Consider the following 14,703-nt stretch of genomic DNA (forward strand, 5'->3'; position numbering starts at 1 on the left):
TTTAATAGGAGCGCGCAACGCAAGCGTTCGCGCATGCGGAGAGGTGGCAGAGTGGTCGAATGCACCGCACTCGAAATGCGGCATACCTGCAAGGGTATCGTGGGTTCGAATCCCACCCTCTCCGCCATTCTGAACCGAAGCGCCTGCGTTTCCTACTAAGTTAGCATTTTCAATGCCTTGATCTTCTCGTCGTTCCACTCAACTGTTACAGTGGAGCAATGAAAGACATGCCCAGGCACCCCCGTTTGATGATGCGCGGTAACACTTATTGGCACCGCACTGCCATCCCCTCAGACATCAAAAAAACCTATCCAAAGGCGGAAGAGACATTCTCGCTTAGGACGAAGAACGTCTATGAAGCCCTCATCGCTGTTCGGAAGGCTGCTGCCGAGGTTGATGAAAGGTTCGCTGCTCATCGTCGTCGGATGGCAGTTCTTAGGCTCAGGACCCATTGATTTGAATTGACGGTTATGATTCATGCGTTTGTGCAGGAGCCTGGCCAATGAGTAATCTATTTTGGCTGACGGACGAGCAAATGGCTCGTCTTCAGCCTTATTTCCCCAAAAGCCATGGCCGCCAGCGCGTTAACGACCGACGCGTTCTGAGCGGCATTATCTTCGTCAACCGCAATGGGCTGCGTTGGCGTGATGTGCCGAAGGAATATGGCCCGGCAAAAACGCTTTACAACCGCTGGAAACGCTGGGGCGACAAGGGCATCTTTATCCAGATGATGGAAGGCCTGGCTGTGCCTGAAGCCGCAGAGCGCAAGACGATCATGATCGACGCGACCTATCTGAAGGCCCACCGCACTGCTTCCAGCCTGCGGGTAAAAAAGGGGGCGCGGGCCGCCTGATTGGGCGCACGAAAGGTGGCATGAACACCAAGCTTCATGCCGTAACGGATGCGAGTGGTCGCCCGATCAATTTCTTCATAACGGCTGGTCAGGTCAGCGATTACACCGGTGCTGCCGCCTTGCTTGATGAGCTTCCCAAGGCAAAATGGCTACTGGCCGACCGTGGCTATGATGCCGACTGGTATCGTGACGCTTTATAGGCAAAGGGTATCACTCCCTGCATTCCGGGTCGCAAATCCCGCACCAAGACCATCAAATACGACAAACGCCGCTACAACGGCGTAACCGGATCGAGATCATGTTCGGGCGTCTCAAAGACTGGCGGCGTGTCGCTATGCGCTACGACAGGTGCCCAATGGCCTTTCTCTCCGCCATCGCTCTCGCTGCAACCGTTATCTTCTGGCTATGAACAATGAGTCCTGACCCTAACCCAAGGGTGTCTACGAAACTCGGGGCTATTCACTATTCCGTCAGCCATCACTCGCTGTCACTGAGGTAGATAAGCATCTGCACCTGCAGCGATGATATCTTCCTCGCTGAGACACCTGTGCCAGTGCGAATAGAGCACGAAGCGGTGACGCGGAAGCCCCACTTCCTTCTTCAGGTGACGATGAATGGCACTGAAGGCTTTGTGTTCGCATCCACCCCAGAAGAAGATGCTCTCTCGGCATGTCGGCCATCGAATGGAGCCAATTGCGTCCTGAAGCAGCGTCGTTGTGCCTGCAGCATTGCCGTTGCGATACAACCACCGGATTGAGACATCGCTGGAAGAGCAGAGCGGCAATTCGTCGGCGGGCGTATCGACTTCGATGAAGGTATGGCCGGTTGCCGTCGCCGGCAGATGTTCGAGAATTCTGGCAATGCCGGGCAATGCGGTTTCGTCGCCGGCGAGAACGTAGAAGTCCGCCAGCCCTGGGCCGTTCGCCGCAGGCCCCAGAATACCGACGACATCGCCTGCCTGTGCGTTCATCGCCCACACGGTCGCGGGACCGGGATGAGCATGGAGCGCGAAATCGATTGTGATTGTTTGTCTTGCCGTGTCGATGAAGCGGATCGTATAGACGCGCGTCGGAACAGCATTATTGTCCGGCCAGACGACATGCCCGCGATGGTCAAGTAGCGGCCAGCGTGGCGCGGCGATATCGCGCGGCTGGAAAATGAGACGACAGTGGAGCTGGTCTTTACGGTCGTAACGTTCGAGGTTCTCTCCCTTGAAGACGATCCTGCGAAAGCGGGGCGACAGGTCCTCAATGGTCTGCACCCGCAAAATGCGCAGATCGTCGGGTAAGGCAGGGTCCGCATGGTCGCCTTCCCATTGAATATCGAGATTTTCACGGGCGGCGATGAAACCGATCGGCCCGACCAGAGCATGTTTCAGCCGGTTCAGACCGCCGGGATCGGAAGCTTCCGCCGTCAACCGGAAACCGTTTCCGGTCGCCTCGAATGTGGCGTCGCCGAATGGCGAATGGATATGATGAATGCCACCTGCCCTCTTGACGGTCATGTCGTGCGTTGCAATCGATTCAACAATCGGTTCGATATAGTCGTTAATCTTTTCAAACTGGACAGCGGCATGTGCGCGGTATCGGTTGTTGCTGGTCGATGGCATCGGGCGTGGCTCCGTGTCTCAGATCGCCGCCCACAGCGGTCCCTTTATGGGAAATGCTGCGAAGTCGCGATTGATGGTGTCGAGAATGGCGGTTGGATCGATATCGGCACATCGATCCGGATGCAGCCATCTGGTTGCCTGGGCGATAAACAGCACGTTGAGGGGCAAGTTGGTAATCAACCCGGTCCATATCCCGTAAACACGCTTTGAACGAACGCTCGGCAGATGTTCGAAACTCGGGCGGCCCTCGATCAGGTGCTGCAATCCCTGTCGACCCTGTTCGGCGTCGATTCCAGGGCCGATGGACGGACGGCCACCCGAGGCCCAGCCACCGCCGGAGGCGATGTAGACCTCATGCGGTGTGGCAAGAAGATATTCGAGCGACAGCTTCTCAAACCACGGCGCGACCACGCCCGGAAGCGGCTGACCACCGGCCAGCGCCAGCAATTCGCCCCAGTTCTTTCTGCCCGCCGCCCAGCAGCAGTCGTCGAGCGTCGACTGGACCTCCAGATAGGTCGTGACGGGCTTCGCACCTGAAACGCACGTTGCAATGCCCGCCAGTTCCCGCTCGACAAAGGTGATATAGGCCTCTGCTTTGCCTGAAGCACCCAGAAGTGTTCCCCACATGCGCATAGATGCTTTCATCGCATCAACCGGGCCGCTTGCCCTCGCCTCATCCGCCGCGTTTGAAAAGGCGTCGCTGAAGACCACGGGAATGCCGATCTCCTTCAGCCTCTGCAGCAGGGAATTCTCATCACCCTGCGGCGTCATGAAGGCCGTGGTCACGATCAGGTCGGGAGACAGGGCGATCAGCCCTTCAAGGGAAAGCGTGTCCGGGCTCAGCGTCCCGACCGTGCTGACGGAATGGCCGTTCAGCAGGATCGTCTGCAATTCACCGCTGTCGAGCCGATCGACGGCGGCCCAGCCCACGACCAGCGACGCAGGATCGCGATGCAGGAGCGACATCGTCAGCAGGTCATGCGCCTCCAGCAAAACGATCCTTTTCGGAAGGGCAGGGAGGTGCACCTCGCGCCCCGCCATATCCCTCACGGTAACCGGTTGCTCGGCTCCAGCGGGCTGAATGCCGGAAAGGATGCCAGCTGCCGCAAAGGAGATGCAAAAGCCTCGTCTCGTTATGATCACGGCGACATCACCATTTGTATCTGAGGCCGGCGAGCACCGTGCGGCCGTTGCCGTATTGGCAATAATATTCGGAACTGCAGGAGGAGTAATAGTCCTTGTCGAGCAGGTTGGTGACGTTCAGTGTCGCCTGCAGCCCCTTGAGTTTCGGGTTCGTTGCTCCAAAATCATAACGAAGTGCGGCGTCAAGCAGGGTATAGCCATCGGCTTTCACCGTATTGGTGTCGTTACTATAGCTGGAGCCGACGAAACGCATCCCGCCGCCGACGCTTAAGCCCTCCAGCGCACCGGAATCGACGGTGTAGTTCGCCCAGAGCGAACCATAGTAGCGCGGCACGGCCTGCGGGCGGTTGCCTATGATCGATGTGATACCGGATTCGGAAACTTCCGTGTCGAGCAGGGAAACCGCAGCGATAAGTTCGAGATTGCTGGTGAGGTTCCCCCTCGCCTCGAACTCCAGCCCGCGGGAGTGGATCTCGCCCTGTTGTTCATTGAAGCCTGATGAGGCGTTGTAATAGACCACATTCTGCTGGCGAATATCGAAAGTGGAGAGCGTGAACATGGCGTCCAGCCCCGAGGGCTGGTATTTGACGCCCACCTCATATTGCTGCGCTTCCGTCGGCTTGAACGGACTGCCATTGGCACCAACGCTGGTGGAAGGTTCGAACGAGGTGGAATAACTGACATAAGGCGCAATGCCGTTATCGAAAAGGTAAAGCAGGCCGGCGCGATAGCTTGTTGCGCTGTCAGATCGTTTCAACGATGTTCCGGCAAGGAGATTGTCAGTGTCCTGACGGGCCCAGTCGTGCCGCACCCCGAAAACACCGCGCAGCCCGCCGATCTCGATCTGATCCTGGAGATAGATGCCTGTCTGGCGAAGCGACTGATCATTGTCGACCGCCGTCATGAACGGGCCGACCGGTCGGCCGTAGACGGGATTGGCCACATCAAGCGGCGTCGCGCCACCCAGCAGATATTCCCAGCTGCTGCTTGAGCGCTGAATGTCGAGGCCGGCAAGAAGCGTATGACCGATGGCGCCGGTTTCGAACTTGAATTCAGCCTGGTTGTCGAAGGAAAAGCCTTCGGCGTCCTCGATGGAATGGACAGCCCAGCGGGGAATAATACCCGTCGCGGACATTGGCCCGTTCATCTGGAGCGAACGCATATCGGTATCCACGCCGGAATATCGGAAGTTGGAGCGGATGGTCACCTGGTCATCGAACCTGTGCTCGAACTCGTAACCGGCACCATACTGGGTGCGCCTGAACGCGTCGTAGTTGGGATCCCCGACATTGAGGTCCCGACTGAGGAAACCGGCATAACCTGCGGGCGCCAGAAACTTCGGATAAAGCGAGTTGAAATAGCCGCCTTCCGGATCGCGCTGATAATAACCGGAAACAACGAGCGAGGTATCCTCGTCCGGCTGCCACTTGAGGGATGGCGCAATGCCGAGACGCTTTTCATCCACATCGTCATAGCGTGTGCCGGAGGAACGGCCAACAATGCCGATACCATATTGCCATGTTCCATCCGTGGCGATGGGGCCGGTGGAATAAAGACCGCTTTGCACCCTTCCATCGGTCCCGACTTCAAGTCTTGCCTCGTTTGACGGCACGCTCGATGGCTTGCGGCTGACCTGATTGACAAGGCCGCCGGGGCTCACCTGGCCATAAAGAAGTGCTGCCGGCCCCTTCAGGACGTCGATGCGCTCAAGGAGAAAAGGATCAATGGAGGGTGTTGCAAAGGCCTGACCACGTTGAAGTTTCAAACCATCCAGATAATTCACATAATTGGTCGCCGTGCCAAATGCGCCGAAGCCGCGAAGAAACACGGAATCGTAACGCGAATTCGAGTCCCGATCAGACAACACACCGGCTGTATAACGCAGCGCTTCACCGACCGTCTGCGGGTTCTGGTCGTCGATCTGCTTGCGCGTTATCACGGTAACGGATTGCGGCGTTTCGGCTAAAGGTGTTCCGGTCTTGGTTGCCGACCGAGTGGACTTGGCGACAATCGCAGCGGAGGTCCCGGCTGCCCCACCATTGCCCTGCACGACGATTGTTTCCAACTGTGTGCCCTGCTCCTGCGCCAGGGCATGGGTCGCCACCAGAAAGGTTGTGGCTGTCAGAATGTTTTTAAAGGAAAGACCTTGCTTCACGAATTCGCCCCCATGGTCGAAGCTTGGGAAATCTGCTAGAGTGCATAAATCAAACGGGACCGTCCTGTCCAGTTAATATGAAGGCGTTGGTCAACTTTTATGTTGGCAATCCTGTTCGACGTCTTCAAACAGGCCGGGCACGGGCAAGTGCGGAGGAAATCTGGTGTCGGAAAAAACAAACGCCACAGCGCGGGTAGGTCGGCCCTTGAAGGCGGAACAGAACGCCGCGGCCGAGCGGATAATCGACGCTGCGACCACGCTTTTTGCGACGCGCGGCTTTGCCGGCACTTCAATGGAACAGGTCGCTTCGCAGTGCGGGGCAGGCAAGGATACTGTTTATCGCCGCTTTCCCTCGAAAGTCGCCCTGTTCGAAGCCGTGGTGGAACATGCTCACGCCCGAGCGGTGGCACGGCTGAGAGACTTGCCGATGGCACAGGGCAACGCTCTTCAACGCCTGCGGGCCCTGATGCGCGAATTGCTGCATATCAACATGGAGCCGGACCTCATTGCGCTGAAGCGTATAACCTTCAGTGAAGCGGTCGTGTTCGAAAAGAAAAGACCGATCCCGCCGCAGCCCGATCCGATCATGAACCGGCTCGTCGATGCCGTGCAGACAGCGCAGGATGCGGGCGTGGTTGCGACCGGGGATGTGAGCCTGATCGCCAGCCATCTCATTCACTGTCTTGTTGCAATGCCCACCTCATCCGCGATGATGGGCAGCGCCGAATTTGATACAAGACAGTCTGTCGACCTGTATTTCGACAGGACCTGGAACTGGCTCTACAGAGGAATATCGGCAGACGGCTAACAGCAGGGTCATTTCCATCATTCCATGGAAAGCTGTGGCAACTGAAATCGCAAAGGTCGTCCTAGGGTTCAGGGAGCGTTCCGTCGCAACCGTCGCAAAGCCGGCGATCCGTTTTTTCTGCGCTCATTGTTACTTCTTAATGTCACGATCCAGCTGTGAATGACACGAATGAGATCGGGAACTGCCTCTTCTTAGTCCTGTCGAAAAGGCTGCTACCTCAGCTTGGACTTTGGCAAGGGTCAGTCCGGTCTCGGTTTCAAATCAACTATGCTGGCGGGGCAAATTTCATCTACTCTAAAATATCTCGAAAAAAGGAAATTTGGCCACGACGGGTCGCGGGTCTGAATTCCTTCAAGAGCCCAACCCTGAGAGCTGCGTCGTCTTGCCCACAGCTTGCGGGCCGCAATCCAATCGGGGAACGCCCGCTTTTGAAACGGTGCCTCCATATCCCGAGAGCCGAATAGAAATGGTGACACAGCCGTACACCCCTTGCCCCGGACTGGAACTCCGATAAAAGTTTCAGTCTGTTAATTCTGAGGTGGAGTAGGCGGATGCAGAGGGTGAGCTGCTCATTCCAGCTGACCTGCGCCAGACCATTAGCGTGGGTGCGGCGCTTGCCGTCAGCCTTGAGCCGTTCGGAGGGTTGTCGACTGGCCTTCCGACAGGTCCGATCTTTGCCAGTGGAACCGCGAGGCAGCTCTAGGATATGCCGGATCGAACTCTTTGCCTGATCGCTGCGCTTCTGATGATGGGCTGCTTCGCGTTGATTGTTTCTAAAGCGGTTGCTGCGCCAAAGCGGGACGATCAGCCAGTCCGTATCGATGTCGGTGGGTTCAAACTTAATAGTGTCCTGCTTGAGCCTGGTCGGAATCCAGACTTGCCACCAATCGTTTTCATTCATGGTGCCAGCGCCAGCCTTTACGATCCGATTTTCTCGTTTCGGACAAAGCTGCAGGAGCGGGCCAAGCTTTTGTTCCTCGATCGCCCGGGTCACGGTAATTCCGACGTCGGTGGTGAGCAGAACATTTTGCCCGACGGTCAAGCCGACTCCATTGCCGTCCTCATGCAGAAGCGCGGTATCAACCGCGCTATTATTGTCGGTCATTCCTTCGGGGGAGCAATTGCCGCGTCCTTCGCCGTGCGCCATCCTGACATGGTCTCGGGCCTCGTCTTCCTGTCTCCGGCGGTCTACTCATGGAATGGTGGGATCGCCTGGTACTACGACGCTGCCAGCGCCCCGGTCACAGGCACTTTATTCAGCACCCTTATCGTGCCAGCTGTCGGGCTTATGGCGATTGATCGTGCCACGAAAGGCGTTTTTGCCCCGAACCCGGTTCCTGCCGGCTACATCGACAAGACACGTGCCCTGCAAGCACTGCGGCCGCTCGCATTTCGGCACAATGCGAGAGAGGTTGCGGCTTTGAGCGACTGGGCCAGAGCGGCTTCCGTGAATTACCGCAAAATCAAAGTGCCGACAGTCATCATTACTGGCGATACTGATAATATCGTCTCCCCTGAGGTCCACTCCCTTCATCTCGCCCGCGATATTCGTGGTGCTCGTCTGATCGTCGTGCACAATCTCGGGCACAAGTCGGATTTCGTCGCGAGTGATCTGGCAATCGCAGCGATCGAGACGGTTGCGGGCCGCAAGTCGAACCTCAATGCCATAAAAAGGGATGTCGAGCAGAGGATAGCACGTGACGGCAAGGATTGATGTCTGGCAGCGGCGGTGCCAGTGGGGATTATCCAGCTTCTATGGTCTCGCGGGCATTCTTCATATCGTCCTGCCCAAACCCTTCCTCGGTATCACGCCTGCCTGGGTTCCTGAGCCGGAGGCCGCTATTTTCCTGACTGGTCTGTGCGAGATTGCCGGTGCGGTCGGAATTCTGGTGCCAAGGCTGCGGAAAGCTGCCGGCATTGGCCTGGCGCTCTATGCAATCTGCGTCTTCCCGGCCAATATCAAGCGTGCCATCGACAGCCTTGGTGCAGCGACTGTTTCGCCATGGCAATGGTCCTACCATCTCATCCGGTTGCCTTTGCAGCCTTACTTGGTGTGGTTGGCGCTCTTCGCGGGAAACATCGTCGTCTGGCCATTCGGGCGTGGCGAAAAATAGCCTTGATATCGTCTGACGAAATTCGCAAAGTTTCATCGTCGGCGGATGCATCCTGAAGGCCAGGGAATGCATGGGCACGATCACGCTCACCAACGAGATGGGTGGTGTTGCGCACACGGCGATCGCCGACATTAAACAATCCAACGGCGTCATCCATGTCATCGACAAAGTTTTCTGCGCAAGATGTAGTCCGGGACCATTCCGTCATCAGAAAGGCCGGCGACATTTGAGGTCGCCGGCCTTTTCAGTTTTCATCGTTAAACGTCTGCCGAATTACATGTTCGGCAGAACGGCGATGTCGCGCACTTCGTTGTCGAGCCCTGTGATCGGGCCGACTTCGGTTGCCGCTCCAGTTTCGAGGTTGACCGTGTAGAGCGTCTTGGATGCGGCGAGATAGGCCACGTTCTTGCCGTCCGCCATACCCTGAATATCAAAGGCATAGGCCGCAGGCTTGTCTTTAAGGCCGAGCTTGCCGATTGCTTTCAGCGTGCCGTCATTCGGCTTGGTCTGCTGGATCAGCGCGCCGATCGTGGCATCGATATTATACATGGCGGTCTTTTCAGGCTTGCCGACGGAGTTGGTATAGGCAGCAGCGACGATGTTCGGGGTCTCGCCCTTGTGCATGTCGCCCTCCTCGAAGGCGAGCACACCGTCAACCGTCACAGCGCCAGTATCCGGGTGGACGCGATGGTTGGTCGTTCCGGTCATGAAGCGCAGCCGATCGGCCATCGGGTTGAAGTCGACCACGACAGGGGCTTGCGTCATGGTCAGCATCTTGTCCATTCTGGCGACGTCGGTGGCGGCGCCCGTTTCGAGATTGATCGAGACGATGCGATGATCCGGGGTGACGCCGATCACCGTCTTGTTGCCGGGGCGGAAGTCGATGCCGACAAGCTTGTCGACGCCAGTCACGTCCATCTTTTTCGTCACCGCCGGTTTCTCCGTATCAAAGATGACGAGCGTCCTGTCGCCGCTCAGGCCGAGGACGGGGGCAGCGAATGCGGTTGATGCCACTGCGATGGAAGCAGAGGAGGCAATCAGTGCGAAACGAATGATCTTCATGTCTTTCTCCCGTGTTGAACCGTTCGGAAGTCGTGTAGCGCTCGGCTCTCGACGCTTCCTGAACTGAAGACACGCGAGCCATGCCGTTTGGATGCAGCCTGCGAAAAAATAATTTCGACTTGCATCCATTCGTCGATCCGGCGGGTATAGCTTTCAAAGCCGACAGTCTTCTTCGTCGGTGTTGGGAGAAGGTATTGATGCTGATGGGCTCTAAGCCGGATGATCTCGATACGGCACTCGCTGCCTGCGCCAAGGGTGATCGCAACGCTCTGCGCCTGATCTTTGATCGGGAGGCGGGACGCCTGATCGCGGTCGCCGAGCGCATTGTCCGGCGTCGTGAGCTTGCCGAAGAGGTGGTGCAGGACGCCTTCATCCGGATCTGGACCCATGCGCATCAGTATAGGGCCGATCGCGGCTCTGCCCGAGGCTGGATCTATGCCATCGTCCGCAACCGGGCACTTAATCTCCTGCGGGACGGAAAGCGTGAGCACACCGTCGAGGAAGTGGAGGCCCTGCGCGACAGCGAGCAGGCGGATGAGGTCTTGGCGGCGTGGCACAGGCTGGACCGCAGTTCGCGGCTCTATGATTGCCTCGGCGGACTCGACGAGAGCAAACGGAGCGGCATTCTTATGGCCTATATCGGCGGCTACTCGCATGGCGAGATCGCCGGGAGGCTGCGCATTCCGCTCGGTACGACCAAATCCTGGATCAGGCGTGGCCTTGCAGCTCTCCGGGAGTGCATGGCATGACCTACGATCGCAAGGATATCCCTGCCATTGCCGATGAATATGTCCTGGGCCTGATAGAGGCCGCGGATGTTGACGAGGTTGAGGTTGCCATGGAACGCGATGCTGAACTGCGCGCCGCAATTGCTGCCAGCCGCGAGCGCTTCCTGCCTCTCGACATGAGCGTGGCACCTGCTACCGTCACCGAGCAGCTTTGGCAGCGCATCGAAGCGGCCTTGCCGGTCCAGGATCAAGCCGCTGTTATGCCTCTGATCTCAAACGCCAATGACAACCGTAGAAACGGTTGGCGAATGGCTGCGATCTCGGCCATCGCCGCCACCTTTCTACTCGCGATTGGTCTCGCTTACAGCCTGACCCGGACGGTGGAACCGCTTGTCGTCGCGGTTCTGATCAATGATGCTGGGGAGGTGCAGGCGGTCGTCGAGGATTTCGGCAACGAGCAGGCGACGATCCGTATGCTGGCCGATTTCAACATCCCCGGGGACAAGACGATCCAGGTCTGGACCCTGCCATCCCGGGAGATGGGGCCAGTTTCCCTCGGCCTCATCGAAGGTGCGCGCTCCGCACGTCTCGATAGTCCGGTCTTGCCATCACCAAGAAATGATCAGCTCTATGAGATCACACTTGAGCAGACGGGTGGATCTCCGACGGGGCGACCGACCGGACCGATCCTCGCTAAGGGACTGGCAAGGATGCCGCGATAACGGCGAGCTCAGCCAGCCGGGAAATGAGAGCTTGTTCCGATGTTCATAGCACGCCAGAAGGTTCGCTCGGCCCGGCTCTGAATCCTTGCAGGCTACTGGGCATTGGGGTTCAGGTTGGACGGGCTAAAAATCAGGCAATGAGATGTGTGGGGCCCCTCGCTATATCCTCCTGCGGAGAGGGAGACGTACGATAAATGGGGCGCCGACGGGTCCGCAAGTCTCTTCTTGACAGATCGGGATCACGAAAACGCTGGGACGCGCGCGCACCTCGATCTACGCATTCCGACGCAGGGGATGGTTTTACGCCTCAGTTGCCCCTCGGTTCAACAGAGACTGTTGCGGTCCTCCCCGCAATCAGGTTGACCGACTTTGGAACATGGTCGATCTCAATCCGCACCGGAATCCTCTGGGCCAGACGGACCCATGAAAATGTTGGAGCAACGCTAGCGAGCGAACCTGCAGTATCGCTTCGCTCGCGATCCTCAATCCCGGCGGCAACACCTGCGACATGGCCGATAATCGGTTGCTGTTCTCCCATGATCTCGATCTTCACGCGATCTCCGACGTGGATCCGCGGGAGTTTTGTTTCTTCAAAGTACCCCGCAACGTAGATGGCGTCACTTTCTACTAACACGCCGACCGCATTTCCGACGGAGACATAGGTGCCCCGACGTAAAGGGAAATTCGTGATTTTGCCTGAGACTGGCGCTTTCACGGTTGTCCGGTCAAGGTTCAGCTTCGCCAGATCAAGGGCGACGAGTGCCGATTGATAAGCGGCGTCTGCCTGGTACCGCAGGCTTTCTGCATGCTGCCGTTCCTTGAGGCTGGCGGCTTCTTTAGAAGCGAGCAGTTGATATCGTTCGAATTCGATCTTAGCCAGATCCGCTGCGGCCTTACTGCTCCGCACTTGGGCCTCTGCCTGGCGCAGCGAGAGTTCGAAACGGTCTGCTTCGATCCGAAACAGGGGCATCCCTTTTTCGACTTGAGCGTTGTCGGATACCAAAACCTCCGTGACGGCCCCCGACACATCTGGTGCCAGACGAACGATATCTGCCCGGATATGAGCGTCGCGTGTCCACGGCGCTTCCATGTAGAAAGACCACAGGTGCCAGCTTAGTACCGCTGCGCAACATACCATGGATAAGGTCAACAGGGCTCTGCCCAAGGTGATGGTAAAATTTGTCATGTCTGCAACCAGTTGAGAATAGCGGAAAGCACGCCAAGGAGGGTGATATAAAGCGCGAGGTTGAACAGCGAGCGATGCCACACCGCTGAATAAAGCCCCAGCCTGCCGAACACCGGTATGAGTACCCGGAGCAGACCGTATGCACACACCGCGAGCGCGGATAACCAAGGCAGGAAGACACCATAGAGATCGAATTGTCCGGTCACCTGGCATTCCTATTCGATGGAGACGTTGTCGAAACCGGAGGATCCGTCTCCGGTGCAAGGCACAGACGAAGAGCGGCCGCGTGCACCATGAGTTCCGTGTCGGCGTCCGTTAAGGAAAGGCCCGCGGTTGAAAGCATAAAGGCGTCCAGCATACCAAGTGCACGCTCCATGGCCTCACCACGCTTGGCGGGTGTAATCCGATACAAGAGCTCCAACGCCGAGAAGATGACTTCGGCCCTGAGACAAACAGGTATCGAGGCTTCATCCGAACGCACCTGCATTGCCGTTATGTGCAGCCCCGCGCGCAGGTCCCTCATCAGGTCGGCATCGGAGGCGCCGGAGGTGGCGGGTAGTTTCGCCGCCCTGACTGCAAACATGCCTGCCACGTCGATGACGTGATGGCGCGTGACATGCGCGTCGGCATGCTGGCCCGCCGCGATCCCGGCAACATGCGCCTGTGTCACTGAGAAAAGCCTCCTGGCATTCGTCTCTGCTCTCACAGATCGAAAGATGCCGCACACCACGATCGCCCAGACCATCCCAAGAACAGTCGCGGTACCCGAGTTTGCAAACATTATGAAGTCGCTGCTCTGATGTGCCTGAAGAGTAAGAAGAAGTGGAAAGTTTATACAAAGGCCCATGCCGACGATCGCAAGCGAAGGCACGGCAAGGCAAATCCCTGCAGGTATCAGGAAGAGGCCTAGTGCAGCGACAAGCGGCACAAAACCATCGATCAGCGGAAGGATCGCGAAGGCATAGACGGACGCAGCGATGACCGACCAGAGGGTGACATACGCGAATTTGCGCATGGCTGGCACCGGATCGTCCATCGTCGCCAGAAGGCAGCAAAGTACGCCGGAAATCTGGGCAAATGCCATGCCATCGGGCCACGTGCTGGCGATCCAGAAGGTGATTGATGTGGTGAGGCAGATCGCAACCGTCAGTGCCGAAAGCAACGCCATGGCGATGTCAGCGTGCTGGGCTGGGATTTTTTCCCGAGACGCGAAGCGACCAACTGCCCTCGTTGCATTCTCTTCCTTCAAAGCGTCTCGAAGCGACTGATACTCATGAGAAATTTGAGCAATATTCCGCAAGTTCCGCGAAACATTGGCAAGAAGAAGCACTTCCCATGTTCGAGGCGCTTCGAAAGAGGCTGGCGCATCGGTTTTGATCCCGAAGAATTCCGGGGAGCTTAATGATGATGATCCGATCGCCGTAATCATCGACATGGCCTGCTCCGTGCCCGGAGTATCGCGCCTGGCCAATGCCCTTCGCTGATCCTCGAGTTCGCTCAACAACGGAAGAATGGCGACCATGCGGTGCTGCAGTGACCTCACAAGCGAAACGGCAGATCGATATCTCGATCCGTCATATCGAAGGTGAACTGTGAACGACCGCAGGTCCGCCGCTTCTGCCGCCAAGGCGTATCGTTCCGCTCTGTTTCGGGCTTGATCCGGCTTGGCGGTTGCAGTTGCCGCAAGGAGCGCCTGCGCCCTTGCCATCCAAGCATCGATCCGCCCCAGCAGTGCAGTGCCGACATGGACTGGAAAAACAACGTGGCTCACGATCGAGGCACACAGGATCGCAAGTCCGATCTCCTCGACCCGCGCAACGACAGTGTCAAACGTGCTTGCCGGCGCCGTGACAAGTGGCAATCCTGCGAGAAGCACGGTGTATCCGGCCAGCAGGGAAACATAGCTGCGGGGTGTGCGATCAAGAAGGCTGATGAACGTGCATCCCGACACCCACAAGATAATCGCTGCGGAAAGCAGTGCGGGTGAGTTCACGAGATTTGGGACCATGATGATGGTCGCGCCGCCCCCGATCAGCGTTCCTAGCAGTCGATAGAACGATTTTGATGAGATGGCGCCCGAGAGGGGATGAGCAACGATGTAGACGGTTGAAACGGCCCAAAACGGTCGCGGCAGATCGAACCGTATCGCGATGTAATAAGCAAGCATTGCTGCCAGGAATGTCTTCAATGAAAAGATCACGTTCCCGGGGGTGACAAAGGTTCGAACGCTCATAAGTCATCTACCGCGTGAGCGTCGATCTGCGTCGTGCCTCTGTCACCCATGGAGGTGGTCAGTCCGTAGAGTTCAGGCGAGGCGTAGCAA

13 protein-coding genes, 1 tRNA gene and 3 pseudogenes are annotated in these 14,703 nt (G+C 57.6%); 10 read left to right on the plus strand and 7 right to left on the minus strand.

All coding sequences use genetic code 11. The annotated features are described in order from the left end of the window. Positions 1-37 precede the first annotated feature (37 nt). The 3 genes and pseudogenes from M0412_RS13380 (at position 38) to M0412_RS13390 (ending at position 1,262) form a co-directional block, all read left to right on the plus strand. Positions 38-127: transfer RNA gene (locus M0412_RS13380), tRNA-Ser, on the plus strand. A gap of 124 nt (positions 128-251) precedes the next feature. After that, entirely contained in the window at positions 252-455 is a 204-nt protein-coding gene (locus tag M0412_RS13385; protein WP_371338321.1) for a DUF6538 domain-containing protein, read from the plus strand. Between the two features lie 47 nt (positions 456-502). Beyond that, positions 503-1,262: pseudogene (locus tag M0412_RS13390) on the plus strand (IS5 family transposase). A 78-nt stretch (positions 1,263-1,340) separates the two neighbouring features. On the opposite strand, the gene M0412_RS13395 reads toward M0412_RS13390, so the two are convergent. Genes M0412_RS13395 through M0412_RS13405 form a run of 3 tightly spaced genes read right to left on the minus strand, consistent with a single transcriptional unit; the run spans position 1,341 to position 5,760 of the window. Then, entirely contained in the window at positions 1,341-2,462 is a 1,122-nt protein-coding gene (locus tag M0412_RS13395) for a siderophore-interacting protein (protein ID WP_269698936.1), read from the minus strand. An 18-nt stretch (positions 2,463-2,480) separates the two neighbouring features. Further along, positions 2,481-3,605 carry an ABC transporter substrate-binding protein gene (locus tag M0412_RS13400; RefSeq protein WP_205125321.1) on the minus strand — a complete coding sequence of 375 codons (1,125 nt, stop codon included), beginning with the start codon at positions 3,603-3,605 and terminating at the stop codon, positions 2,481-2,483. Between the two features lie 7 nt (positions 3,606-3,612). After that, positions 3,613-5,760, minus strand: a complete 2,148-nt coding sequence (locus M0412_RS13405; protein WP_142841636.1) for a TonB-dependent siderophore receptor — start codon at positions 5,758-5,760, stop codon at positions 3,613-3,615. 163 nt (positions 5,761-5,923) lie between these two features. Between M0412_RS13405 and M0412_RS13410 the strand changes: the two genes are divergently transcribed. The 5 genes and pseudogenes from M0412_RS13410 to M0412_RS13430 all read left to right on the plus strand — a co-directional run. Next, positions 5,924-6,568: a TetR/AcrR family transcriptional regulator gene (locus M0412_RS13410; RefSeq protein WP_237681412.1), complete on the plus strand. Its 645-nt coding sequence runs from the start codon at positions 5,924-5,926 to the stop codon at positions 6,566-6,568. 550 nt (positions 6,569-7,118) lie between these two features. Then, positions 7,119-7,271: pseudogene (locus M0412_RS13415) on the plus strand (anti-sigma factor); the annotation flags it as partial. 3 nt (positions 7,272-7,274) lie between these two features. After that, the gene (locus M0412_RS13420) at positions 7,275-8,282 is read left to right on the plus strand and encodes an alpha/beta fold hydrolase (protein WP_371338234.1); all 1,008 of its coding nucleotides are present in this window, start codon (positions 7,275-7,277) and stop codon (positions 8,280-8,282) included. Then, on the plus strand, positions 8,266-8,682 hold the full coding sequence (locus tag M0412_RS13425; RefSeq protein WP_142841633.1) for a DoxX family protein: 417 nt from the start codon (positions 8,266-8,268) through the stop codon (positions 8,680-8,682). Before M0412_RS13420 ends, M0412_RS13425 begins: the two co-directional genes overlap by 17 nt. Before the next feature lie 37 nt (positions 8,683-8,719). After that, a pseudogene (locus tag M0412_RS13430) lies at positions 8,720-8,854 on the plus strand (fasciclin domain-containing protein); the annotation flags it as partial. A 101-nt stretch (positions 8,855-8,955) separates the two neighbouring features. Here the strand turns inward: M0412_RS13430 and M0412_RS13435 are convergent. After that, positions 8,956-9,744, minus strand: coding sequence for a DUF4394 domain-containing protein (locus M0412_RS13435; protein ID WP_142841632.1), 789 nt, complete (start codon positions 9,742-9,744; stop codon positions 8,956-8,958). A gap of 203 nt (positions 9,745-9,947) precedes the next feature. Between M0412_RS13435 and M0412_RS13440 the strand changes: the two genes are divergently transcribed. Together M0412_RS13440 and M0412_RS13445 are read left to right on the plus strand one after the other, a co-directional pair. Further along, positions 9,948-10,493, plus strand: a complete 546-nt coding sequence (locus M0412_RS13440; RefSeq protein ID WP_269699519.1) for a sigma-70 family RNA polymerase sigma factor — start codon at positions 9,948-9,950, stop codon at positions 10,491-10,493. After that, complete coding sequence (locus M0412_RS13445; protein WP_142841631.1) at positions 10,490-11,194, plus strand: anti-sigma factor domain-containing protein; 705 nt, start codon at positions 10,490-10,492, stop codon at positions 11,192-11,194. Before M0412_RS13440 ends, M0412_RS13445 begins: the two co-directional genes overlap by 4 nt. Before the next feature lie 307 nt (positions 11,195-11,501). Here M0412_RS13445 and M0412_RS13450 read toward each other — a convergent pair whose 3' ends face one another. Genes M0412_RS13450 through M0412_RS13460 form a run of 3 tightly spaced genes read right to left on the minus strand, consistent with a single transcriptional unit; the run spans position 11,502 to position 14,613 of the window. Continuing rightward, positions 11,502-12,380 carry an HlyD family secretion protein gene (locus tag M0412_RS13450; RefSeq protein WP_269698937.1) on the minus strand — a complete coding sequence of 293 codons (879 nt, stop codon included), beginning with the start codon at positions 12,378-12,380 and terminating at the stop codon, positions 11,502-11,504. After that, positions 12,377-12,586, minus strand: a complete 210-nt coding sequence (locus tag M0412_RS13455; protein ID WP_080843179.1) for a DUF1656 domain-containing protein — start codon at positions 12,584-12,586, stop codon at positions 12,377-12,379. The genes M0412_RS13450 and M0412_RS13455 overlap by 4 nt, the downstream gene beginning before the upstream one ends. Further along, on the minus strand, positions 12,583-14,613 hold the full coding sequence (locus M0412_RS13460; protein WP_269698938.1) for an FUSC family protein: 2,031 nt from the start codon (positions 14,611-14,613) through the stop codon (positions 12,583-12,585). The genes M0412_RS13455 and M0412_RS13460 overlap by 4 nt, the downstream gene beginning before the upstream one ends. Between the last annotated feature and the right edge of the window lie 90 nt (positions 14,614-14,703).

It is taken from the genome of Agrobacterium sp. O3.4 (assembly GCF_041414895.1).
In the GTDB taxonomy this organism is placed as follows: Bacteria; Pseudomonadota; Alphaproteobacteria; order Rhizobiales; family Rhizobiaceae; genus Agrobacterium; species Agrobacterium cucumeris.